General features: G+C 71.7%; 7 protein-coding genes (1 of these 7 only partly in view). 6 read left to right on the forward strand and 1 reads right to left on the reverse strand.

Annotation, left to right across the window (positions count from 1 at the left end):
* Positions 1 to 16,007, reverse strand: the 5' portion of a protein-coding gene (locus OG408_RS05855; protein ID WP_326668650.1) for a non-ribosomal peptide synthetase. The gene continues 784 nt to the left of window position 1, outside the view; only the first 16,007 of its 16,791 coding nucleotides appear in the window; its start codon is at positions 16,005 to 16,007; its stop codon lies off the left edge, out of view.
* Between the two features lie 436 nt (positions 16,008 to 16,443).
* Between OG408_RS05855 and OG408_RS05860 the strand changes: the two genes are divergently transcribed.
* The 6 genes from OG408_RS05860 to OG408_RS05885 are packed head-to-tail and all read left to right on the forward strand — an operon-like array spanning position 16,444 to position 23,950.
* Complete coding sequence (locus OG408_RS05860) at positions 16,444 to 18,276, forward strand: fatty acyl-AMP ligase (RefSeq protein ID WP_326668652.1); 1,833 nt, start codon at positions 16,444 to 16,446, stop codon at positions 18,274 to 18,276.
* Positions 18,276 to 18,611 (forward strand): acyl carrier protein, encoded by a 336-nt coding sequence (locus OG408_RS05865; protein ID WP_326668655.1) that lies wholly within the window; start codon positions 18,276 to 18,278, stop codon positions 18,609 to 18,611. Before OG408_RS05860 ends, OG408_RS05865 begins: the two co-directional genes overlap by 1 nt.
* A complete protein-coding gene (locus tag OG408_RS05870) occupies positions 18,608 to 20,365 on the forward strand; it encodes an acyl-CoA dehydrogenase family protein (protein WP_326668657.1) in 1,758 nt (585 codons plus the stop codon). The genes OG408_RS05865 and OG408_RS05870 overlap by 4 nt, the downstream gene beginning before the upstream one ends.
* Before the next feature lie 26 nt (positions 20,366 to 20,391).
* Positions 20,392 to 21,186, forward strand: a complete 795-nt coding sequence (locus tag OG408_RS05875; protein WP_326668659.1) for a hypothetical protein — start codon at positions 20,392 to 20,394, stop codon at positions 21,184 to 21,186.
* A gap of 5 nt (positions 21,187 to 21,191) precedes the next feature.
* A complete protein-coding gene (locus tag OG408_RS05880; RefSeq protein ID WP_326668661.1) occupies positions 21,192 to 22,958 on the forward strand; it encodes a non-ribosomal peptide synthetase in 1,767 nt (588 codons plus the stop codon).
* A gap of 17 nt (positions 22,959 to 22,975) precedes the next feature.
* On the forward strand, positions 22,976 to 23,950 hold the full coding sequence (locus OG408_RS05885; protein WP_326668663.1) for a TauD/TfdA family dioxygenase: 975 nt from the start codon (positions 22,976 to 22,978) through the stop codon (positions 23,948 to 23,950).
* Positions 23,951 to 24,028 lie beyond the last annotated feature (78 nt).

Consider the following 24,028-nt stretch of genomic DNA (forward strand, 5'->3'; position numbering starts at 1 on the left):
GTCGTCAGCCCTGTCGGCATGGTTCCCGTGTGCACACGGGAGAGGTCGAGTGAGGCGTCGGCGTTGTTGTGGAGCGTCAGCATCACCTGGAACAGCGGATGCCGGGCCCTTGACCGTGTCGGGGCCAGTTCCTCGACCAGCTTCTCGAACGGCACGTCCTGGTGCTCGAAGGCCGCGAGGGTCGACTCGCGCACCCGGCCGAGAACCTCGCGGAAGCTCGGGCCGCCCGAGACGTCGGTGCGCAGTACCAGGCTGTTCACGAAGAATCCGACCGCGTCGTCGAGCGCCGCGTCCGTGCGGCCCGCGATGTCGGTGCCCAGCGGGATGTCCGTACCGGCGCCGAGGCGGGAGAGCAACACCGAGACCGCGGCCTGGAGGGCCATGAAGACGGTGACGTTCTCGGCCCGCGCGATCTCCGCCAGTCGTGCGTGGACCGCGGCCGGCACCTCGACCGGTGCCCGATGGCCCTGGTAGCCGGGCCGTGCGGGCCTCGGCTTGTCCGCGGGAAGCCGCAGCTCCTCCGGCGCACCCGCCAAGGCCTCGCGCCAGTGGGCCACTTGTGCCGTGAGCAGGCTGCCGGGGTCCGACGCATCGCCGAGCAGCTCACGCTGCCAGAGAGCGTAGTCCGCGTACTGGACGGGCAGCGGTTCCCAACCGGGTGCCCGGCCCGCGCTGCGTGCCTCGTACGCCGTCGACACATCACGCGCCAACGGGTTCCGCGACCATCCGTCGGCCGCGATGTGGTGGGTGACCAGGACCAGTACGCGGTCATCGGGCGCGGTTCCGGGGCTGGGCTCGCCATGCCCCGAGGCGTTCTCGAACAGCCAGGCCCGGATAGGTACTTCGGACGCCAGGTCGAAGGCGTACGAGGACGCCTCGGCCACCGCCTCGTCCATCCCCCCGGGCGGCACAGGGACGGTGTGCAGCGCCCAGTCCAGCTCGTCGGGGCCCAGGATCCGCTGGTGCGGCTCGCCGTCGTGGTCCGCGAACACGGTGCGCAGCACTTCGTGCCGTACGACCACGTCCCGCAGGGCCGCACCCAGCGCCTCGACGTCCACCTCACCGGACAGACGCAGTACCACCGGAATGTTGTACGTCGCGCTCGGACCCTCCAACTGTCCTATGAACCAGAGTCGCTGCTGCGCGAACGACAACGGCAGCAGATCCGGGCGCACCCGTGCGGTCAGCGGCAGCCGGGCCGCGCCCGCACCGTCGATCCGCTCCGCAAGTCCCGCGGGCGTAGGCGCCTCGAACAGTGCGCGCAGCGGCACCTCCACACCGAGCACCGCACGCACCCGGCTGATCAGCTGGGTGGCCAGCAACGAGTGCCCACCGAGCGTCCGGAAGAAGTCCTCGTGCACACCGACGCTCACCCGGCCCACCACCTGCGCGAAGAGTCCGCACAGGATCTCCTCGCGCGGCGTGCGGGGAGCCCGGTCCGCGCGCGAGCCGCCGGTGCCGGATTCGGGGTCGGCCAGGACTGCCGCACGCTCGCCGATCACGAGCTCTCCGCCGGGTGTCCAGCGCGCCCTCTCCCCGGTCCGGTACAGGCGCGTGGCGTCATCTCCGGCAGCAGCGCGAGGCAGAAGGCCGTCGTGCACGGCTTCGGACGTCCCGTCGCCGACACCGGCCACGTAAAGGTCGCCGGTCACACCTACCGGCACGGGACGCATGGCCGCGTCGAGAACGAAGACGCCCGCCGTCCGCTCCGGGGCGAGGCCGCCGGCTTCCGGTCCGGGCGTCGCGGCGCTCCACTCCCGCAGCAGCCGTCGTTCGTCATCGGTGCGCACATCCATCGTGTTCAGCCGTAGGCCCGGGTCGAGCGCCAGGAGCCCCACAGCCCGTTCGAGCCGCCGCGCGAGCAGTTCCGCCGACTCCGGATCGAACAGATCCGCTGCCGCGATCAGCCCGCCCCGCAGGCCCATGGGGGTGCCCTCGGCGTCGAACTCCTCCCCTACGCCAAGTTCGAGGTCGACCTTGGCGGCGGCGCGCCCGGCCTGCACGCCGCCGGTCCGCACGCCGGGGAGGTCGAGCGCCGCCTCGGCGTTGTTCTGCAGCGTCAGCATCACCTGGAACAGCGGGTGCCTGGCGAGGGAGCGGCTCGGGGCCAGTTCCTCGACGAGCTTCTCGAACGGCACGTCCTGGTGCGCGAACGCCGCGAGAGTCGAGGCCCGCACCCGGCCCAGCACCTCGCGGAAGCTCGGGTCGCCGGACAGATCGGTGCGCAGCACGAAGGTGTTGACGAAGAACCCGACCAGATCGTCCAGGGCGGCGTCCGTACGGCCGGCGTTGACGGAGCCGACCGGGATGTCGGTGCCGGCGCCGAGCCGCGACAACAGCATCGCCATCGCTGCCTGGAGCGCCATGAAGGTGGTGACACCTTCCTCTCGCGCCGTGTCCACGAGCCGGGCGTGCGTCTCGGCCGGGATCTCGACCATCGCCCGGTGCCCGTGCCGCCCGGGCTCTTCCGGCCGCGCACGGTCGACCGGCAGGTCCAGTTCCTCCGGCGCGCCAGCCAGGGTCTCGCGCCAGTGGTCGACCTGGCGGGAGACGGGGCTGTCCGGGTCCTCGCTGTCGCCGAGCACTTCGCGCTGCCACAGGGCGTAGTCCGCGTACTGCACGGGCAGTGGCTCCCACTCCGGGGCGCGGCCGGCGCTGCGTGCCTCGTACGCCGCCGAGAGGTCCCGCGCCAGTGGGCCCTTCGACCAGCCGTCGCTGGCGATGTGGTGCAGCACCACCGTCAGCACATGTTCGCCGGCCCCCAGATCGAACAGCGATGCACGAATGGGAGGTTCGTTCTCCAGGTCGAACGTGTGGCCTTCGGCGGCTGCGATTGCCGCATCCAGCTCGCCGGGCGTCACCGACGCCGTCTCCAGCTCCCAGTCCAGCTCGCCGGGGTCGACGATGTGCTGGCAGGGCTCGCCGTCGCGTGCGGGGAAGACTGTGCGCAGCACCTCGTGTCGCCCGATGACGTCGAGCAGTGCCGTGTTCAGAGCCTCGGGATCCACCCCGCCGGACAGGCGCAGCACCACCGGGATGTTGTACGTCGCATTCGGGCCCTCCAACTGTCCTATGAACCAGAGGCGTTGCTGGGCAAATGACAACGGCAGCCGTTCCGGACGCTTCCGCGCAGTCAGCGGCAGCCGAGCTGCGGCCGCGCCCTCGATCCGCTCGGCGAGCCCCGCCACGGTCGGGGTGTCGAAGACCCCCGCGAGGTCCACCTCGACGCCGAGTGCGGCCCGTATCCGGCTGACCAGCCGCACGGCAAGGAGTGAGTGCCCGCCCAGATCGAAGAAGTCGTCTTCCACGCCGACGGCTTCCAGCCCCAGCACCTCGGCGAACGCCGCACACAATGCCCGTTCCCGTGCGTTGGCCGGCTCTCGCCCCGTCCCTGCCCTGCCCGCGTAGTCGGGTGCGGGGAGGGCTGCGCGGTCGAGTTTGCCGGCCGCGGTCAACGGCAGAGCATCCAGCACCACCACAGCCGAGGGCACCATGTGCTCCGGAAGACGATCAGCACTGAACTCCCGCACCAGACGCGACAGTTCACCGGCCTCCACGCCCTCGGGATCATCCGCGACCACATACCCCACCAGCCGCATATCACCCGCCACCACCTCACGGGCCACGACAGCCACCTGCGAGACCAACGGATGCGCAGCAAGGACAGCCCGGACCTCGCCAGGCTCGACACGGAAACCCCGCACCTTCACCTGATCATCAGCCCGACCAACAAACACCAACTCACCACCAGCCGACCACCGCACCAGATCCCCGGTCCGGTACATCCGCTCACCCACCACAAACGGACACGCCACAAACCGCTCAGCCGTCAACCCGAAACGACCCACATACCCACGCGCCACCTGAACACCCGACACATACAACTCACCCACCACACCCACCGGCACCGGACCCAACCCACCATCCAGCACAAAACACCGCACATTACCCAACGGCAACCCCACCGGCACCGAACCCGACACCACCGAACCCGACAAACGACCAGCAACCACACCAACCGTCAACTCAGTCGGACCATAGTGGTTGAACACCCCCAGCCCCTCACCCCCGACGGCCAGCAGCTCCGCGACCAGGCCCGGATCAGCGGCCTCACCACCCAGCACCAACGACCGCGCAGGCAACAACCCCTTCAGCCCACGCACCCCACCCAACGCCGCCAGATGCGACGGCACCACCTTCAGATAATCAAGCCCCTCACCCCGCACATACGACGCCACCGCATCCGCATCCGTCACCACCCCCTCCGGCAACACATGCAACTCACCACCACACACCAACGCACCAAACACCATCGTGTTACCCAAATCCGTCACCTGCGACTGCAACACCCCGAACCGGCCACCCCGCTCCGCAAAACCCAACCGCGACGAAACCGACACCACATAACTCGCCAGCCCCCCATGCGTCACCACCACACCCTTCGGACGCCCCGTCGAACCCGACGTATACACCACATACGCCGCACCCCCCGGCTCGACCACCACACCCGGCACACCCACCGCGGACACCGCCAACTGCATCCGCATCAACGCATCATCCACAGCCACCAACCGCACACCACCAGCCGGCAGATCCTCCAGAACCTCCTCCGTCGTCAACGCCAACACCGCACGCGAATCACGCAACACAAACGAAATCCGCTCCACCGGCTGCCCCGGATCCACCGGCACATAAGCAGCCCCCGCCTTCCACACCCCCAACACCGCAACCACCATGTCCACCCCACGCGGCAAACACAGCCCCACCACCGACTCCACACCCACACCCTGACCCATCAGCCAATGCGCCAGCCGATTCGCCCGCTCCTCCAACTCCCCATAAGAAACCCGCTCCTCACCCGACACCACCGCAACCGCACCCGGAACCCGAGCCACCTGCCGCTCGAACAACCCCACCACCGAAACACCCGAAGGCACCTCAACCACCGGACCAGCACCCAACCCCAACACCCGGCCCCGCTCACCCGCACCCAGCACATCGACCTCACTCAGCCGAACACCCGGGCTACGGGTGAGGAGGTCCAGCACTCGCGCCAGCCGGGCCGCGAAGTCCTCGACGGTGGCTGCCTCGAAGAGATCGGCGGCGGCTCCCATGGACCCGGAGAGCCCGGCGGGCGCACCGTCGGCGTCGAACTCCTCGCCCACCAGCACGTCGAGATCGAACTTGGCCGTGGACAGGCCGGTCGGCATGGCCTCCGTGCGGAGTCCTTGCAGGTCGAGCACTGCTTCTGCGTTGTTCTGGAGGGTCAGCATCACCTGGAACAGGGGGTGCCTGGCCATCGAGCGGCTCGGCGCCAGCTCCTCCACCAGCTTCTCGAACGGCACCTCCTGGTGCTCCAGCGCGGAGAGGCTCGTCTCGCGCACTCGGGCCAGGACGTCACGGAAGGCCGGGTCGCCCGACAGGTCGGTCCGTACGACCACCGTGTTGATGAAGAACCCGACCAGGTCGTCCAGCGCCGCGTCCGTGCGGCCGGCGACGTCGGCACCGATGGGGATGTCGGCGCCCGCGCCGAGGCGGGACAGAAGCACGGCCAGGGACGCCTGGAGCGCCATGAAGACGGTGACGTTCTCAGCGCGCGCCAGCTCGACGAGCCGGGCGTGTGTCTCCGCCGGGATCGCGATGGGCACCCGGTGGCCCCGGTGCGAGGAGGTGGAGGGACGTGGGTGGTCGTACGGCAGGGCCAGTTCCTCCGGCGCGCCCTCAAGTGCGCGACGCCAGTGGGCCACCTGACGTGACAGCAGGCTCTCCGGATCATCCTCGTCGCCCAGCAACTCCCGCTGCCACAGCGCATAGTCCGCGTACTGCACCGGCAACGGCTCCCATCCCGGAGCCCGCCCCGCACGACGCGCCGCATACGCGACGGACACGTCACGGGCCAGCGCGCCCATCGTCCAGCCGTCGGTGGCGATGTGGTGCAGCACGACCACAAGCACGCTCCGCCGGGCGGTTCCGCCCTCGGACTCGGCCTCGGCCTCGAACAGCCTTGCGCGGATGGGTACTTCGGTGGCGAGGTCGAAGGGGGTGCGTACGGCTTCGGCCACCGCGCCGTCGAGCTCGGCCTCGGCGACCCGGACCACCCTCAGCTGCGGGTCCACGGTGTCGGGGCCCAGGATCCGCTGGTGCGGCTCGCCGTCGTGGTCCGCGAACACGGTGCGCAGCACTTCGTGCCGTACGACCACGTCCCGCAGGGCCGCACCCAGCGCCTCGACGTCCACCTCGCCCGACAGACGCAGCACCACCGGAATGTTGTACGTCGCGCTCGGACCCTCCAACTGGCTTATGAACCACAGACGACGCTGCGCGAACGACAACGGCAACCGCTCCGGGCGCACCCGGGTCTCCAGCGCGAGGCGTGCCTCGTGGGCATCCCCGATGCGGGCCGCGAGCCTCGCCACGGTCGGCGCCTCGAACAGTGCGCGCAGCGGCACCTCCACACCGAGCACCGCACGCACCCGGCTGATCAGCTGGGTGGCCAGCAACGAGTGCCCACCGAGCGTCCGGAAGAAGTCCTCGTGCACACCGACGCTCACCCGGCCCACCACCTGCGCGAAGAGTCCGCACAGGATCTCCTCGTGCGGTGTGGCGGGGCCGCGGCCGGGGGGCGCTGCGGGCGCGTTGTCCGGTGCGGGCAGGGCGTCGCGGTCGAGCTTGCCGTGGAGTGTGAGGGGGAGCGCGTCGAGGAGCGTGATCGTGGACGGCACCATGTAGCCGGGCAGCCGGCTCTCGGTGAGGCCGCGGAGCCCCGCGACGAGCCGGTCGGCGTGCGCGTCGTCGTGCCGGGCGGGAACGACATAGGCGACGAGACGCCAGTCGCCCGGCGCGGCTTCGCAGGCGAGCACCGCCGCCTGCCGCACCGAGGGGTGCTCCTCCAGCACGGCGCGCACCTCACCGGGTTCGACGCGGCTGCTGCGGATCTGTACCTGGTCGTCGGACCGGCCGATGAACACGAGCTGTCCCGCGGCGGTCCAGCGCACCAGGTCGCCGGTCCGGTACAGCCTGCTGCCCGGGGCACCGTGGGGGTCGGCGACGAAGCGTTCGGCCGTCGTGCCGGGGCGCCCCGTGTAGCCGCGCGCGAGTCCGCCGCCGACGTACAACTCGCCAGTGACGCCCGGCGGCACGGGCGCCAGGGCCGCGTCCAGGACGTAGGTGCGGGTGTTGGTGCCGGGCGTTCCGATGGCTGTCGCGGAGGCTTCCGGATCGGCGCGCCACAGCGTGGCGTCGACGGTGGTCTCCGCCGGGCCGTAGGAGTTGAACAGGGTGTGGTGGCGGGCCCAGCGGCGCATGACCGGAGCGGGGCAGGCCTCGCCGGTGGTCACCACGGTCGTGGCCGCGGGCAGGGAGCCGTCGGGGAGCGCGGCGAGGACCGTGGGGGGCAGGGTGACGAGGGTGATCCGCTGCTCGTCCAGGAACTCCGGCAGCTCTCCGCCCAGGCGCCTGTCCGCGGGGATCACGACGAGCGTGGCACCGGACAGGAGGGTCGTGAGCCATTCCCAGCCGAAGGCGTCGTAGCCCGGTGATGCGAACTGGCCCACCCGTGTGCCGGGTCCCACGGGCAGCTCGCGCCGGGGCCGCTCCACCAGGCTCGCGACACCCGCGTGCGGCACCAGCGTGGCCTTCGGGCGGCCCGTGGAACCCGAGGTGCAGATCACGTAGGCGGGGTGGGCGGGCAGCAGGTCCATGGTGCGTTCGTCTGCGCCCAGCACCGAGTCGTCGAGGCCGTCGAGGGTCCGTGCCGTCCCCGGGTCGTCGAGTGCCACCTGTGTGAGGCCCATGGGCGTCAGGTGTCGCGTGTCCTGCGAGGTGATGACCGTCTCGGCCCCGGCGTCGCCGAGCATGAGCGCGATGCGTTCGGCGGGGTACGCGGGGTCCACCGGCAGATACGCGCCACCGGCCTTGAGCACACCGAGCAGCGCGACCAGGAGGTCGGTGCCCCGCTCCAGGCACACGGCCACGACGGTCTCCGGGCCGATGCCCCGTGCGGACAGCAGTCGTGCCAGCCGGTTGGCGCGCGCGTCGAGTCCGGCGTACGTGGTCTCCGTGCCCCCGGCGACCACGGCGACGGCGTCGGGTGTACGTGCCACCTGTGCCTCGAACAGCGCGGGCACGGTGGTGTGCGGCACGTCGGCCGCCGTGTCGTTCCACTCGGACAGCACCCGGTGCCGCTCGTCCGCGCTCAGCACGTCGATGCCACTCAGCCGCCGCTCGGGCGTGTTGGTGACCTGCCGGACGACACCCTGGAACCGCGCTGCCATGTCCTCGGCCGTCGCACGGTCGAAGAGGTCCGCCGCCGCGGTCAGCAGGCCCCGGATCCCTGCGGGCGTTCCGTCGGCTTCGAACTCCTCGCCGATCAGTACGTCGAGATCGAACTTGGCGGTGTGCAGTCCCGTCGGCATGCCGCTCGTCCGCACGCCGGGGAGTCCGAGGACGGCCTCGGCGTTGTTGTCCACCGTCAGCATCACCTGGAAGAGCGGATGGCGGGCCATCGAACGGCTGGGCGCCAGTTCCTCGACCAGCTTCTCGAAGGGCACGTCCTGGTGGGCGAACGCGGCCAGGTCGGCGGTCCTGACGCGATCCAGGACCTCCCGGAAGGCAGGATCGCCCGCCAGGTCGGTGCGCAGTACCAGCGTGTTGACGAAGAATCCGACGAGGTCGTCCAGGGCTTCGTCGGTACGGCCGGCGTTCGCGGAGCCGACCGGGATGTCGGTGCCCGCGCCCAGCTTCGACAGCAGCACGGACAGCGCGGCCTGGAGGACCATGAAGACGGTCACGTTCTCGGCACGGGCGGTCTCGGCCAGCCGTGCGTGCACGTCTGCGGGGATCTCCAGGGGCACGCGGTGGCCCTCGTAGGAAGCGACCTCGGGGCGGGAGTGGTCGTAGGGCAGGTTCAGCTCTTCGGGGGCGTCCGCCAATGCCTCGCGCCAGTGGGCCACCTGACCGGAGAGCACGCTGTCCGGGTCGGACTCGTCCCCCAGGTAGGTGCGCTGCCACAGCGTGTAGTCCGCGTACTGGACAGGCAGGGGCTGCCACTCGGGGGCGCGGCCCGCCCTGCGTGCCGTGTAGGCCACGGACACGTCGTGGGCCAGCGGCTCGGTCGACCAGCCGTCGGCGGCGATGTGGTGCAGCACGACGACGAGGACGGGGTCCGCTCCCTCCGCCGCCAGCAGCCTCACACGTATGGGGGGTTCGGTCGCGAGGTCGAAGGGGGCGCGTGTCGCCTCGGCGACCGCGTCGTCGAGATCCTCCGCGGACAGGGCGATCCGGTCCAGTTCCCAGTCCAGCGCGTCCGGGGCGATGACGTGCTGGTACGGCTCGCCGTCACTGACGGGGAAGACGGTGCGCAGCACTTCGTGCCGTACGACCACGTCCCGCAGGGCCGCGCCCAGCGCCTCGGCGTCCACCTCGCCCGACAGGCGCAGCACCACCGGGATGTTGTACGTCGCGCTCGGGCCCTCCAGCTGCCCGATGAACCACAGGCGACGCTGCGCGAACGACAGCGGCAGCCGCTCCGGACGTCCGGCGGCGACGAGCGCGGGCCTGGCCGCGCCGGCTTCGGCGAGCCGGCCGGCGAGCGCGGCGGCGGTGGGCGCCTCGAACAGTGTGGCCAGTTCGGTCTCGACGCCGAGCGTCGCGCGGATACGGCTCACCAGCCGCACGGCGAGCAGGGAGTGGCCGCCGAGGGCGAAGAAGTCGTCGTCGACGCCGACGCCGTCGATCCCCAGCACCTCGCCGAAGGCGGCGCACAGCAGCTCTTCCTCGCGGGTGGCGGGGGCGCGGCTCACACCTGCGGTGCCGGAGGACTCCGGAGCGGGGAGTGCGTGGCGGTCGAGCTTGCCGTTGGCGGTCAGCGGCAGCGCGTCCAGGACGACGACGGCCGACGGCACCATGTGGGCGGGCAGCCGCTGGGCGGCGGCCTTCGTGAGTGCGGCGGCGAGTGCGGCGTGGTCCTCGGTGTCCTCGGGGTTGGCCGGCACCGCGTAGGCGACGAGCCGGGTGTCGCCCGGTACGTCCTCGCGGGCGACGACCGCCGCCTGCGCGACCTGCGGGTGCGCGGCGATGACGGCCTGGACCTCGCCGGGCTCGACGCGGAAACCGCGCAGCTTGACCTGCTCGTCGGTGCGGCCCAGATAGGCGAGCTGCCCGTCGGCGTTCCAGCGGGCGAGGTCGCCCGTCCGGTACATCCGGGTGCCGGGCTCGCCGTACGGGCAGGCCACGAAGCGTTCGGCACTCGCTCCCGGCCTGCGTACGTATCCACGGGCGAGCTGTGCGCCGGCGATGTACAACTCGCCTGCCACTCCCACGGGTACGGGAGACAGCGCGCTGTCGAGGACGTACAGGCGGGTGTTGGGTGTGGGGCGCCCGATGGGCACGGTGTCGCCGACCGGGTCGCCCGCACGTATCTCGTGGACGCAGCAGCCGACGACGGCCTCCGTGGGCCCGTACTCGTTGACGACCACGCTGTCCGGCGCGGCCTCCAGCCAGTCGCGGACGACGGCGCCGGTCAGGGCCTCGCCCCCGACGATCCAGCGGTGTGCCGCGCGTGCGGCCTCACCGTCGGTGAGCAGTTCCCTCAGCATCGGCAGGTGGGCGGGCACGGCCTTGGCCAGGCCGAAGCCGCCGCCGGCGCGGATGAGGTCGGCGAGCCCCTCGGCTCCGCCGGTGCGGCTGGCCACGACGGGGGCGCCGGTGACCAGGGGCACCAGCACGCTCGTGACGGTCAGGTCGAAGGCGAGGGACGAGTGCAGGGGCGCCCCGCCCGGCGAGCCACCGGTGTACGACTCGGCGGCCCAGGCCACGTAGTTCGCGAGGCCCCCGTGCGGGACGGCGACACCCTTGGGGGTGCCGGTCGAACCGGAGGTGTAGATGACATACGCGAGCGATTCGGCGCCGGCCCGCACGGCGGGGTCCTGTGCGGGCGCGGCGTCGAGCGTCATCCGGGTCAGCGGGTCGTCTAGCGCGACCATGCGCACGCGCCCTGCGGGCAGGTCCTCCAGCGTCTCGTCGTCGGTGAGCAGCATGGCGGCGCCACTGTCGGCGAGGACGAACGCGATGCGGTCCGCGGGGTGTTCGGGGTCGACGGGGAGATAGGCGGCGCCTGCCTTCCAGATGCCGAGCACGGCCACGGTCTGGGCTGCCCCGCGCGGCAGGCACAGCCCGACGACGGACTCGGGGCCGATGCCCTGGGCGGTGAGGAAGTGGGCGAGCCGGTTGGCGCGCGTGACGAGTTCGCCGTACGGGACCTGCTCGTCGCCGTCCACGAGGGCGATGGCGTCGGGGGTCTCGGCGGCGCGCGCGCCGATCAGCTCGGGGACGAGTGCGGTGCCGAAGTCGCGCGCGGTGCTGTTCCAGTCGGTCAGCAGCAAGCGGCGCTGCGCGGCGTCGAGCAGCGGCACGGTACCGAGCCGCTCCTGTGGAGCACCGTCGAGTGCGTTCTCCAGTGCGGCGGCCAGGTTCCGTGTCGCGGTGTGCATCAGCTCTGCCACGGCGTGTGGGTCGATCGGGGACACGGCGTCCACGGCGAGTCCGAGCCGGTCGCCGCCGTCGTCGTTGACGGCGGCGGACAGCGGGTAGTTGCTGCGGTCGTGGGTGTAGATGGTGCGGATGCCCTCAAGAGCACCGTCGGCGCCCGGGGCGCCCGTCCCGTCGTGCTCGGCGGCGAGGTGCCGGTAGTTGAGGAAGGAGGTGAAGAGCGGGGCGTCGCCGGGAACGCCGCTGGCGCGCTGCGCGGCCGCCAGCGGGGCGTGCTCGTGCTCCAGCAGCCCGGCGAGCTGGCCGCGCATGGCGGCGACCGCGTCCAGCACTCCGGTGTCGCCCGTACGTGCGCGCACGGGCAGGGTGTTCATGTACGGGCCGGGGACGCGGTCGGCGCCCGCACCCGCGTTCATCCGGCCGAACAGCACGGTGCCGAAGACGACGTCGTCGCGGCCGCTGACGGTGGCCAGGACCCGCGCCCACACCAGGTGCATCACGGGAGCGAGGCTGACTCCCAGCCGTCGCGCGAGGGTCCGCAGGCGGCCGGTGAGTTCGGGTGTGCAGTCGACGGTGGCGCGGGTCATCCCGTCGCCGTCACCCCGCACGTCGATCAGCCCGTAGGGCGCGGTGGGCTCGGTCACGTCGCCGAGCAGCGCGGCGAAATGCCTCTCTTGCGCCTCGCGTTCGGTGGCGCCGTGGGCCTGGGCGACGAAGGCGCGGAAGGGCATGGGCCTGGGCAGTTCGGCCTCGCGCCCACCCAGGAAGGCGCGGATCTCGCGCAGCAGGACGTCCTTGGTGGTGTGGTCCTGGACCACATGGTGCATCCTCAGCAGCACCAGGTGGCGTCCGGTCGTCGGGTCGGCCGCGGTGTGCAGTCGCAGCAGTGGGGCCCGGCCGAGGTCCATCGAGGGACCGCCCGCCTCCAGGAGCTGCTGGACGGGGTCGTCGCCGCCGGGATCGAGGGTCACGTCCTGGACGGGCAGCTCGGCGTGCCGCCACACCACCTGGACGGGTTCGCGAAGTCCCTCCCACACCAGCGAGGTCCGCAGGATGTCGTGCCGGTCGACGACCCGCTGGAGTGCGTCGAGGAAGGCGTCGAGCCGGTCGCGCGAGTCGATCTCCAGCACCATGGGCAGCGCGTAGGCGTCGTGCCCGCCGCGGGTCAGCAGGTGGTGGAAGAGCAGGCCCTCCTGGAGCGGGGCCAGCGGGTAGATGTCGGCGACGCCGGGCGCACCGTCCGGGACGGTGGCGACGACGCGGTCGATCTCCTCCTGCTCCAGCTCGACCAGCGGCAGCATCCCCGGGGTGATCCGGGTGGCGCCGTCCGGGATGCGGTTCTCGGGGACGGCGTGCGGCTGCGCCCCGGAGCTCGCGGCCAGTCCGGCGGGCGTGGGCGCGTCGAACAGCGCCCGGACCGACACCGACACATCGCGGCCGCGGAGCCACTCGACCAGCCGCACGGCAAGCAGGGAGTGTCCGCCCAACGCGAAGAAGTCGTCGTCGGCGCCGACCGTCTCCAGGCCGAGGACCTCGGCGAACCCTGCGCACAGGGTCGCCTCGCGCGCGGTCGCCGGGACCCGCCCCGGCCCCGTGGTGCGGGTCGGCGCGGGCAGCGCGGCACGGTCCAGCTTGCCGTTGGGCGTGAGCGGCAGCGCGTCGAGTGCGAGCACCGCCGAGGGCACCATGTGCGCGGGCAGCCGGCCGGCGACGAAGGTGCGCACCGACTCGGTGAGCGGCTCCTCGACGCGGTCCCGTCCCCCGGGTCCGGTGCGTACGGGCACGACATAGGCGGTCAGCCGGAGTTCGCCGGGGGTGTCCTCGCGGGCGACGACCGCGGCCTGCGCGACGTCCGGGTGTGCGGCAACCGCCGACCGCACCTCACCGGGCTCGATCCGGAAGCCGCGGATCTTGACCTGCTCGTCCGCGCGGCCCGCGAAGACGAGTTGGCCCTCCTGGGTCCAGCGCACCCGGTCCCCCGTGCGGTACATCCGCAGCCCCGGGGCGAACGGGCAGGCCACGAAGCGCTCGGCGGTGAGGTCCGCGCGCCCCGTGTAGCCGCGGGCCAGCTGCGCGCCGGAGATGTAGAGCTCGCCGATCACGCCGGCCGGGAGGGGCGCGAGCCGTTCGTCCAGGACGAACATGCCGGTGTTGGCGACGGGGCCGCCGAAGGGCAGCGCGCCCGTTCCGGTGGGATCGACCTGCCCGGCGGCCGTGATGACGGTGGCCTCGGTCGGCCCGTAGGCGTGTACGAGGCGCCTGCCACGGGCCCAGTCGCGTGCCAGCCGGGGGTCCATGGCCTCGGAGCCCACGACCATCGCCGCCACACCCGCAAGGTCCTCGCGTTCCAGTACGGCGAGCAGCGACGGCACGAGGCTGGCCGAGCGCACTCCGGCCCGCTGGGCCAGGGCGCGGAGCAGCGCCGGCTCGGAGCGCTCGGCGGTGCTCGCCACGACGAGCGTGCCGCCGCGGCCGAGGGTGACCGCGACGTCGAGCACGGACGCGTCGAAGTTGAAGGAGGCGAACTGGAGCACGGGTACGCCGGGGCCGACGTCCATGAGCGGCCCGAACACCTCGACCAGGTTCGCCAGCGCGCCGTGTGGGACCGCGACTCCCTTGGGCGCGCCGGTCGACCCGGAGGTGTAGATGACGTAGGCGAGCCCGTCGGCGTGCGGTGCGGTGTCCGGAGCGGTGGCCGGGTGCCCCGCCAGTGCGCCGGCCGTCTCCGTGTCGTCGAGCCAGAGCGTGTGCGGGACCGGGACGGGAGCGAGCAGGTCCGCGGTCGCGCGGTGGGCGACGACCACGGTCGCGTGGCTGTCGGTCAGCATGTACGCGATGCGCTCGGCCGGATGGTCGGGGTCCAGCGGCACGTAGGCGCCGCCGGCCTTCCAGACGGCGAGGATCGCCGCGACCATGTCGATGCCGCGCGGCAGGCACAGGCCGACGACCGACTCCGCGCCGACGCCCAGCTCCCGCAGGTGGTGGGCCAGCCGGTTGGCGCGCTCGTCGAGTCCGGCGTAGGTGAGCCTCTCGGCCTCGTGCTGGGCGGCGCTCGCCCCGGGCGTACGGGCCGCGTGCGCGGCGAACAGCTCGGGCAGGGTGGCGTCGGGGACGTCGGCGGCGGTGTCGTTCCAGTCGATGAGCAGCCTGCGGCGCTCGTCCGCGTCGAGGACGTCGATCTCGCTCAGCGCGAGTTCCGGATGCCGGGCCAGCCCCTCCAGAACACGGACCAGGCGCGCGGCGATCCGTTCCAGTGAGTCGTGGTCCAGCAGGTCTGCCGCGGCGAGGAGTTCACCGCGCAGCCCGTGCGGCGCACCCTCGGCGTCGAACGCCTCACCGAGGAAGACCTCCAGGTCGAACTTGGAGGCGTGGGTACCGGTGGCCGGGCCGCCGGACATGCCGCTGACCTTGAGGCCGGGCAGCTCAGCCGCACCGTCGGCGGCGTTCTGGACGGTGAGCATCACCTGGAACAGCGGGTGGCGTCCGGCGGAGCGCGCGGGCGCCAGCTCCTCGACGAGCTTGTCGAACGGCACGTCCTGGTGCGCGAGCGCGGACACACAGGTCTCGCGGACACGGGCGAGGAGCTCGCGGAAGGTGGGATCGCCCGACAGATCGGTGCGGATCACCAGGGTGTTGACGAAGAAGCCGATGAGATCGCGCAGCGCGATGTCGGAGCGGCCCGCGACGGCCGCACCGACGGGGATGTCGTCGCCCGCGCCGAGCCGGGACAGCAGCAGGGCGAGCGCGGCCTGCTGGACCATGAACATGGTCGCGCCCTCGTCGCGTGCGATGGCCGTCAACCGGGCGTGCGTCTCCGCGGAGACCTCCACCGGCGCCCGGTGGCCGCGACGGCTGGGCACGGCCGGGCGGCCGTGGTCCCAGGGCAGTTCCAGCTCCTCGGGAGCTCCGGCCAGCGCCTGGCGCCAGTAGGCGGTCTGGCGGCGGACCAGGCTGTCCTCGTCGCTCTCGTCACCGAGCAGGTCGTGCTGCCACAGCGCGAAGTCGGCGTACTGCACCGGCAGCGGCTCGAACGAGGGTTCCTTCCCCGCGCGGCGCGCCTCGTACGCAAGGGACATGTCGCGGGCCAGCGGCTCCATCGACCAGCCGTCGCCCGCGATGTGGTGCACCACGACCACCAGGGCGTGCTCCTCGGCCCCGGCCGAGAACAGCCACGCACGGACCGGCAGTTCGCCTTCCAGGTCGAAGACGTGCCCGAGCACGCCGGCGACCGCCGCGGCCAGCTCGGCCGCCGGCTCGGCGCCGGGCAGCTCCTCAGTGTGCAACGCCCAGTCGAGGTCCGCCAGTTCGTGGACGTACTGACCGGGCTCGCCATCGGCCACCCTGATGGTGGTGCGCAGGACTTCGTGGCGCTCCAGGAGGTCGCGGAGGGCTGCGCCGAGCGCCTCCCGGTCCACCCGGCCGCGCAGCCTCAGGGTGACCGGCATGGTGTACGTCGCGCTGGGCCCTTCGAGCTGTTCGATGAACCACAGCCGACGCTGCGCGAATGACAACGGAATCATCAGGGCCCTCCCGGTTGCGTCCCGGCCGCGACGTCGACCTGGGCGGACTGCTTCGGGGAGTGCGGTATCGGCGGCCAAGGAATTCAGCCGGCGAATTCCCGGCGGTCGCGGCCTTCCGCGCCCGCCACACCACCGCACACCACCGCTCTGCGGCGGCCCACTATGGCGCATGCCAGAGCCGGTGATCAAACTTCGCATTCGGTGATGTTCAAGTGCGCTGCGGCCGCAGTTGAACACGCGCACGTGGCACTTGGCGGGAATGTTCACAAGGGCTGTATGCCTTGCGGTGACGACCAGTTGACCGGGTTGGTCATGCACCCCGCGATGGGGGATGATCCGGGCGACCGGGAGCCTTGAGCGGCGTATTGCGCACCGGGGGCGGCGTCGCCGTCATTGTCTCAGAATTCGGCCCAGTAATCCGGGGGGACGAAAATCCATGCTCAGCACGGGCACCATCGTCGACATTGTCGGCGCCCACGCGCAGCGACAGCCGGAGAAGAGGGCATTCGCATTCCTCGGGATCAGCACGTCCGGCTTCGGGATAGTGCGTGAACTGAGTTATGGCGAACTCGACGCTTCGGCGCGCCGGGTGGGTGCCGCGCTCCGACGTGCGTACGGCCCCGCGGCGCGCGTTCTCGTCGCGTGCCCGTCGGGACCCGATTTCGTGGTTTCCTTTCTCGGCGCGTTGTACGGAGGGCTGATTCCGGTCCCGGCACCCGTGCCGTCCGAAGGCCGGGAGCAACACGCCCGCAGGCAGGGCATCGTGGCCTCGGCCGGGATCTCGGCCGTGCTCACCGACAGCCAGCATCTCGACATGGCGCGCACCATGTTCACCGGGCCCGCGGCATCCCTGCCCTGCGTCACGCCCGACGAGTTGTCGCAGAGCACGGCCCCGGCCGGCGGACTGCCGCTCCCCCGTCCGGACGATCTGGCGTTCCTCCAGTACACGTCGGGCTCCACCAGCGAGCCGCGCGGCGTGATGGTGAGCCATGCGAACGTGCGGGCGAACCTCGGGCTGATCCGGCGTTCCTACGGTCTCTCCGACGGGACGCGTGTCGGTGGCTGGTTGCCCCCCTATCACGACATGGGCCTGATAGGCACGGTTCTGCTGCCGCTGTTCCTCGGATCCGAGGGCTTCCTGATGACGCCCGCTGCGTTCCTGCGCAGGCCGAAGCTGTGGCTGGAGATGATCGCCACCCACGGCATCACCATGAGTCCGGCGCCGAACTTCGCCTACGACATGTGTGTGCGGCGGATTCCGGCCGAGCAGGTGGCGCGGCTGGATCTCTCCGGATGGCAGTGGGCGGTGAACGGCTCCGAGCCGGTGCACGCCTCCACGGTCCGCGACTTCACCCGCCATTTCGCACCCGCCGGACTGCGGCCCGGGACGCTCTGCCCGAGCTACGGCATGGCCGAGGCGACTCTGTTCGTGTCCGGCGGCCGGAATCCTTCCGGGCCCGTGCTGCGTGAGGTCGACGGTGACGCGCTGGAGCAGCACCGGCTGGCTCCCGTGCGGGCCTCGGGTGAGCGCCGGGTGCTGGTGAGCAGCGGCGTACTGCCACAGCCCCCGGACGCCGGGGGTGGCGACGGGTTCGATCTGCGGGTCGTGGACCAGGAGTCGCACGAGGAGCTGGCGGACGGCACCGTCGGCGAGATCTGGCTGCGCGGACCGGGCATCGCGCACGGCTACTGGGGCCTGGAGGAGGAGACCGACCGCGTGTTCCGCGCCCGGACGGCGAACGGCGACGGCCCGTTCCTGCGCACCGGCGACCTGGGCGTCCGGCACGAGGGACGGCTGTATGTGACCGGGCGGATCAAGGAGGTGCTGATCCTCAACGGCCGCAACATCTATCCCCAGGACATCGAGCGGGTGGTGCGGGAGCAGCACCCCGCCTGCGCGAGCGGCGCCGGCGCGGCCTTCACCGTGCCGGTGGGCGCGAAGGACGAACGGATCGTGCTCGTCCAGGAGATCCGTGCCCACGGGATGGACGAGCCCGCCCTGCGGGAGCTGGCGCACGGTGTGATGACGGGGCTGTCCGCCGAGTTCGGCATGGCCATGGGAAACGTCGTGTTCGTCCGGCCGGGCGGCGTGCTGCGCAGCACCAGCGGCAAGGTGCGGCGCGTCGCGATGCGCGAGCTGTTCGCCGACGGTTCCCTGGCGCCGGTCTTCGAGGAAGTGGACGAAGGCGTCCGAGAGAGGTTCAGGCCGAACGGGGGCGTGCCCGCCGCCAACCCGGACGGCCGCCCGACCACCAAGGAGTTGCTCTAGTGAACAGCCACGACATACCGCTGGGCGAGGAGTCCGTCGACGAGCGGGCGGCCGAGGCGATCCGGGGGTTCCTCATCTCCCGTATCGCCGGGATGACCCGGCTGCCGGAGGAGAAGGTGGACGCGGACACCCCGATCTCCGCCTACGGCCTCGACTCGGTGCACACACTGGAACTGGTCGTCGAGATCGAGGACTGGCTCGGCATATCCGTTCCGGACGACCTGCCGTGGAAGCACCCGACGATCAGGGCCATCGCCGATGAGCTGACGTCCGCGGGTGTGCCCGGGGACGCGCTCACGGGCATCGGCGAGGCGGACGGACCCAGTGCGGCATGACGGCACATCAGGCCGCTTTCGAACTTGAGCAGTTCCTCGGGGACCCGCGGGAGCGCGGCTCCCGCATGTCGTTCCACACCCAGATGGCCTTCGACGAGCGCGAGGCGCCGGCCCTGCCCGCCATCGCCGCTCTGCGGGAGTGGGGGTTCCCCGCCCACCTCGTACCGCCGGACGCCGGGGGCCGGCTGCGCTCCGCGGAGGAGCTGCTGTACATCTGCCGCTCGCTGGCCCGCAGGGACCTGTCCCTCACCGTCTCGTACGGCACCACGATGCTCACCGCGCTCCCGGTGTGGAACTGGGGGGACGACGGGCAGCGGGCCCGGGTGGGCGAGCTGATCAAGGCGGGTGGGTTCGGCGGGTTCGGCCTGACCGAACGCGCGCACGGCAGTGATCTCCTCGCCTCCGACCTGGTCGCCGAACCGGCCCCCGACGGTGACGGCTTCGTGGTCACGGGCACCAAGTGGCCCATCAACAACGCTACCCGGGGCAGTGTCGCGACGCTCTTCGCCAGGACCGGTTCCGGACCGCGCGGCTACTCGCTGCTCCTGCTGGACAAGGAGCGCTCGGCCACCGGCCGTTGGCACAACGAGCCCCGCGTGCCGACCATGGGCCTGCGTGGCTGCGACTTCTCCGGACTCACCTTCGACCGCACCCCGTTCGCCGCCGGCACGGTCATCGGGGGCCGGGGGCGTGGGCTGGAGAAGATCCTCAAGACCCTCCAGATCACCCGCAGCCTCATCGCCCCGCTCTCCCTCGGCGCCGCGGACACCGCCGTGCGGGTCGCGCTGGAGCACGCCTGCCACCGCCGGCTCTACGGCGGCACGGCGTTCGCCATACCCGTCATCCGGCAGCAGCTCATGTCCGCCTATCTGGACCTGCTGATCGCCGAATGCGTCGCCCTGCCCACGGCACGCGCCTTCTCGCTGGCGCCCGCGCGGCTGAGTGTGTGGTCGGCGGTCACCAAGTACATGGTGCCGGTGCTGGCCGACGAGATCATCCACAGCGCCGGCAGCGTCCTCGGCTCACGGCACTTCCTCCGGGAGGACGTGGCGGACGGCATCTTCCAGAAGGTGAAGCGCGACCACTCCATCGTGAGCGTCTTCGACGGCACCACGCACGTCAATCTCCAGGTCGTGGCGAGCCAGCTCCCCTCACTGACTTGGTCACAGGCCCCGCACTCCGCCCGGTCCTCGGACACGGTGTCGATGGCGGAGCTGTTCTCCAGGAGCGAGCAGGTCGCGTGGAACCCTCGGCAGCCGGGACTCCGGCTCACCAACGACGGACGGGACGAGATCACCCAGTCCTGGGAGCGGGCGGCAGCGACCGTGACCCGGCTGTGCTCGGACGGCGCCGGTGGTCTGACGCACGCGGCCGCGACGGATCTCGCCGACGCGGTGGGCGCCGTGGACAAGCTGTGGCAGCGGCAGCAGGCCGACATCCAGCAGACGCTCGCCGAGGAGGACAACCTGCACTCCAGCGCGCGCGGCTTCGAACTCGCCCGGCGGCACTGCCTGCTGCATGCCGCCGCCTGCTGTGTGCACACCTGGCTGGCCAACAGACAGCAGCCGGGCACGTTCATCAGCACCGGCGAGTGGCTCGTGCTTTGCCTGCACCGGATTCTCGACCGGCTGGAGCCCGTCCTGCGCGGCGAGAGCCCGCACTCGGCCGTGGTCGAACGGGAGATGCTGCGCTGCCTCACCGAGAACCGGCTCCTCTCGCTGACACCGTTCCGGCTCGGCGGTGCCCTCTCTTGACCACCTCTACAGATCGGAACGAGCCCATGGCTCAGCAATGGACCACCATCAGCGAGGACAGACGGGGCGGGCCCGCCGTGCTCGCCGTCGACTTCGACGCCACGGGCCGCAAGGAGGCCACGTTCCACGATCTGGTGGAGCTGTTCCCCGGCAGCCGCACCCTGCGGCTGAGCGTGCAGCCGCCGGACAGCCACGACGGGGCGCTGGCCCCGGACGACTACCTGTCCTGGTGGGGAGGCGGTGCCACGGCCTCGCCCGCGGGAGTCGGCGCTGTCGTGGGCTACTGTGCCGGCTCGCTCTTCGCCTGTTCGCTGGCCGACGAGTTGGAGCAACGGCAGGGCTCTCGCCCCAACGTGGTGCTGTTCAACCCGGGCAAGCCCGACGCCACCACGCTGAAGCGGGACTTCGACGGGACGGTCGGGTCCATGTCGCTGCTCAAGCCCGACGAGCGCGACGCGTTCCTGGAGGAGGCCGCGGTCCGGCTGGCGGAGACGGCGGACGCGTTCGGCGACGCCTGCGACGCCGTGCTCGATCTCTACGACCGGGCCAGCCGCATCACCCTGGAGCGCGCCGGGGTCGACGCGGACGTCGGCGCCGAGCTGATGGGCGTGTTCCGCTCCTACGCCTCGTACCTGCGCGCCGCGCGCCTCATCGAGTACCGCCCGGAATGGGCCTCGGCAACCGCCCTGCTCTCGCTGGAGCACGTGGGCAAGCCGGTCTTCGCGCACAAGGAGATCCCCACCGGGGTCGCCCGTGAACAACTGCTGGCGAACACCGGAGTCGCCCGCACCGCATTCCGCCTCATCACCGCGGAGGAGTAGGACCTATGCACGGACTGATCCCGGCGCCCGAGCTGTTCGGCGCACAGGCGGCGAAGACCCCCGGGGCCGTGGCGGTGCGCGACGGCGACCGCTGTCTGGGCTACGCGGAACTGGACGCCCTTTCGGCGCGGTTCGCCGCTTCGCTCACCGCGCGCGGCATCGGCCGCGGCGACCTGGTCGCGGTCATCCTCGACCGCTCGGCCGAGCTCGTGACCGCGATACTGGCGGTGCTGCGCTCGGGCGCGGCCTATGTCCCGGTCAGCCCCGAGGACCCGACGGAGCGCGTCGGCCATCTGCTGGACGACGCTCACCCGTCTCTCGTCATCACGTCCTCACGGCACGCGAAGGACCTGCCGGCGCTCGACGGGCGCGCCGTCCACCTCGTGGACGAGCCGCTCGGCGCAGCCGGGGACCCGGACACGCCCGTGCCCAGGATCGAGCCACGTGACGCGGCGTACGTCATCTACACCTCCGGCTCCACGGGCCGCCCCAAGGGCGTCGTCATCGAGCACGCGGCACTGAGCGCCTATCTGCAGTACGCCACCGGGCATTACGCGGGACTCGCCGAGCGGGCGCTGCTCCACTCGTCGGTCTCCTTCGACATGGCGGTCACCTCGCTGTACGGGCCGCTGCTCACGGGCGGCACGGTCGATGTCGTGGACCTCCGCGAGATCGGCGCAAGTCCGGTGCACAGTGCCGAGAACGCCGGGCCCGCCTTCCTCAAGGCCACCCCGTCCCACCTCGCGCTGCTGCGGGCCCTGCCGGCCTTCGCCTCGCCCACCGCGGAACTCGTCGTCGGCGGCGAGGCGCTGACGACAGCGCAGCTGGACCCGTGGTGGGCCGAGCATCCCGAGGTGACGGTGGTCAACGAGTACGGTCCGACCGAGGCGACGGTGGGCTGCTGCGTCTACCGTGCGACGCGTGAGCAGGCGGCGGCCGAGGCCGGCCCCCATGTGCCCATCGGCCGTGCCGTACCGGGAATCCGTCTCTCCGTCCTGGACGAGCGGCTGCGGCCCGTGGCACCCGGTGCGACCGGTGAGCTGTACATCGCCGGCGACCAGCTCGCCCGCGGCTATCTCGGCCGCCCCGCCGCAACCGCCGCCGGCTTCGTCGCCGACCCGCTCGGCCGGCCCGGGGAGCGGCTCTACCGCACGGGCGACCTGGTGCGCGAACGGGCCGACGGCAACCTGGAGTTCCTCGGGCGCGCCGACGACCAGATCAAGGTGAACGGCTACCGCATCGAGCCCGCCGAGATCCAGAGCGTTCTCACCGGGCACGGCGGTGTCACCGAGGCGCTGGTGACCGTACGGGGCCGGGAGGCGGGTGCCCCGAAGCTCACGGCGTACGTGGTGCCGTCCGACGGCGGCGGCCCGCTGGACGCGGAGGAGCTGCGCGTCTTCGCGGCCGCCCGGCTCCCCGCGCACATGGTCCCTGTCGGCTTCGTACCGCTCGACGCACTGCCGTTGACGCCGAACGGCAAGGTCGACCAGGACGCGCTGCCGGACCCCGCGCCGGTCGAGGTCGCCCCGGAGAGCGGACCGACGAGCCAGGAGGAACAGACGCTCTGCCGGCTGGCCGCCGAGCTCGCCGGCGTCGCGTCCCTCGGCCCCGACGACGACTTCTTCAGGCTCGGCGGCTCCAGCATCGCCGCGGCGCGCCTCGTCACGCGGGCACGCCGCGAAGGGGTCGCGGTCGACCTCCAGACCGTCCTGAAGGAGCGCACCATCCGCCGGATCCTCGCGCGCGCCACCGGCACGCACGGGAACCCCTGATGCAGACAGGAAGGGACATGACCTCAGCACTACCCGGCCAGCCGGCCCGGCTGGGCCCCGTCAGCGGCCACCTGGAGAACAACGGGCACACGGCCGCGATCGTCTATCCGATCGGCCCGGACATCGTCACGGACCCCCTCGGCTGGACCCAGGAGCACCGCGAGGGAATCCGGAACGGCCTGGACACCGTCGGCGCGGTCCTGCTGACCGGGCTGCCCGTCGACCTGGACCTGTTCTCGAACATCGTCGAGGCCGTGGGCGGCGAGCTGCTCTCGTACAACGAGCGCTCCACACCGCGCAAGGAGGTCCAGGGGAACATCTACACCTCGACCGAATACCCCCCGGACCAGTCCATCCCGATGCACAACGAGAGCTCGTACTCCAACCACTGGCCCGAGAAGCTCTTCTTCCTCTGCCACACCCCGGCCGAGTCGGGTGGTGCCACGCCCATCGCCGACAGCAGGGCCGTGCTCAGGGAACTCGACCCGGAGGTACGCAAGCACTTCGCGGACGGCGTCGCCTACACGAGGACGTTCCGGGACGGCCTCGGGCTGAGCTGGCAGGAGGCGTTCCAGACCGAGTCACCGGACGCGGTCGACGCCTACTGCGGCGAGCAGAGCCAGGAGGCGACCTGGACCGACGGCGGGCTCAAGACCCGCCACCGGCAACCCTCCTGGCGCACCGAGCCGTCGACGGGCGAGGACGTCTGGTTCAACCAGGCCAACCTCTTCCACGTCAGTTCCCTCGACGACGAGGTCAGAGAAGCCCTGACCGCCGTGTACGAGGACGGGGACCTGCCCCGGAACGCCTACTTCGGCGACGGTGAGCCCATTTCCGACAAGGACATCGCCGAGATCAACGCGGTCTACGCGAAGGTGTCCCTGGCCATGCCCTGGCAGGCGGGAAGCGTCCTGATCATCAACAACATGCTGATGGCGCACGGCCGCGAACCATTCACCGGATCGCGTCGCGTACTGGTCGCCATGTCCTGAGGGGCACACGGAAACGGCTCGGGGGGACAGCGCCGGCGCTGTCCCCCCGAGCCGTTTCCGTGTGCCCGGCCGGCGCCG

This window comes from Streptomyces sp. NBC_01257 (assembly GCF_035917255.1).
Lineage (GTDB): Bacteria > Actinomycetota > Actinomycetes > Streptomycetales > Streptomycetaceae > Streptomyces.

Bases quoted from the DNA above. Each gene is read 5' to 3' on its own strand.
- OG408_RS05885 (WP_326668663.1), top strand. From the start codon at position 22,976: ATGACCTCAGCACTACCCGGCCAGCCGGCCCGGCTGGGCCCCGTCAGC.
- OG408_RS05880 (WP_326668661.1), top strand. From the start codon at position 21,192: ATGCACGGACTGATCCCGGCGCCCGAGCTGTTCGGCGCACAGGCGGCG.
- OG408_RS05875 (WP_326668659.1), top strand. From the start codon at position 20,392: ATGGCTCAGCAATGGACCACCATCAGCGAGGACAGACGGGGCGGGCCC.
- OG408_RS05870 (WP_326668657.1), top strand. From the start codon at position 18,608: ATGACGGCACATCAGGCCGCTTTCGAACTTGAGCAGTTCCTCGGGGAC.
- OG408_RS05860 (WP_326668652.1), top strand. From the start codon at position 16,444: ATGCTCAGCACGGGCACCATCGTCGACATTGTCGGCGCCCACGCGCAG.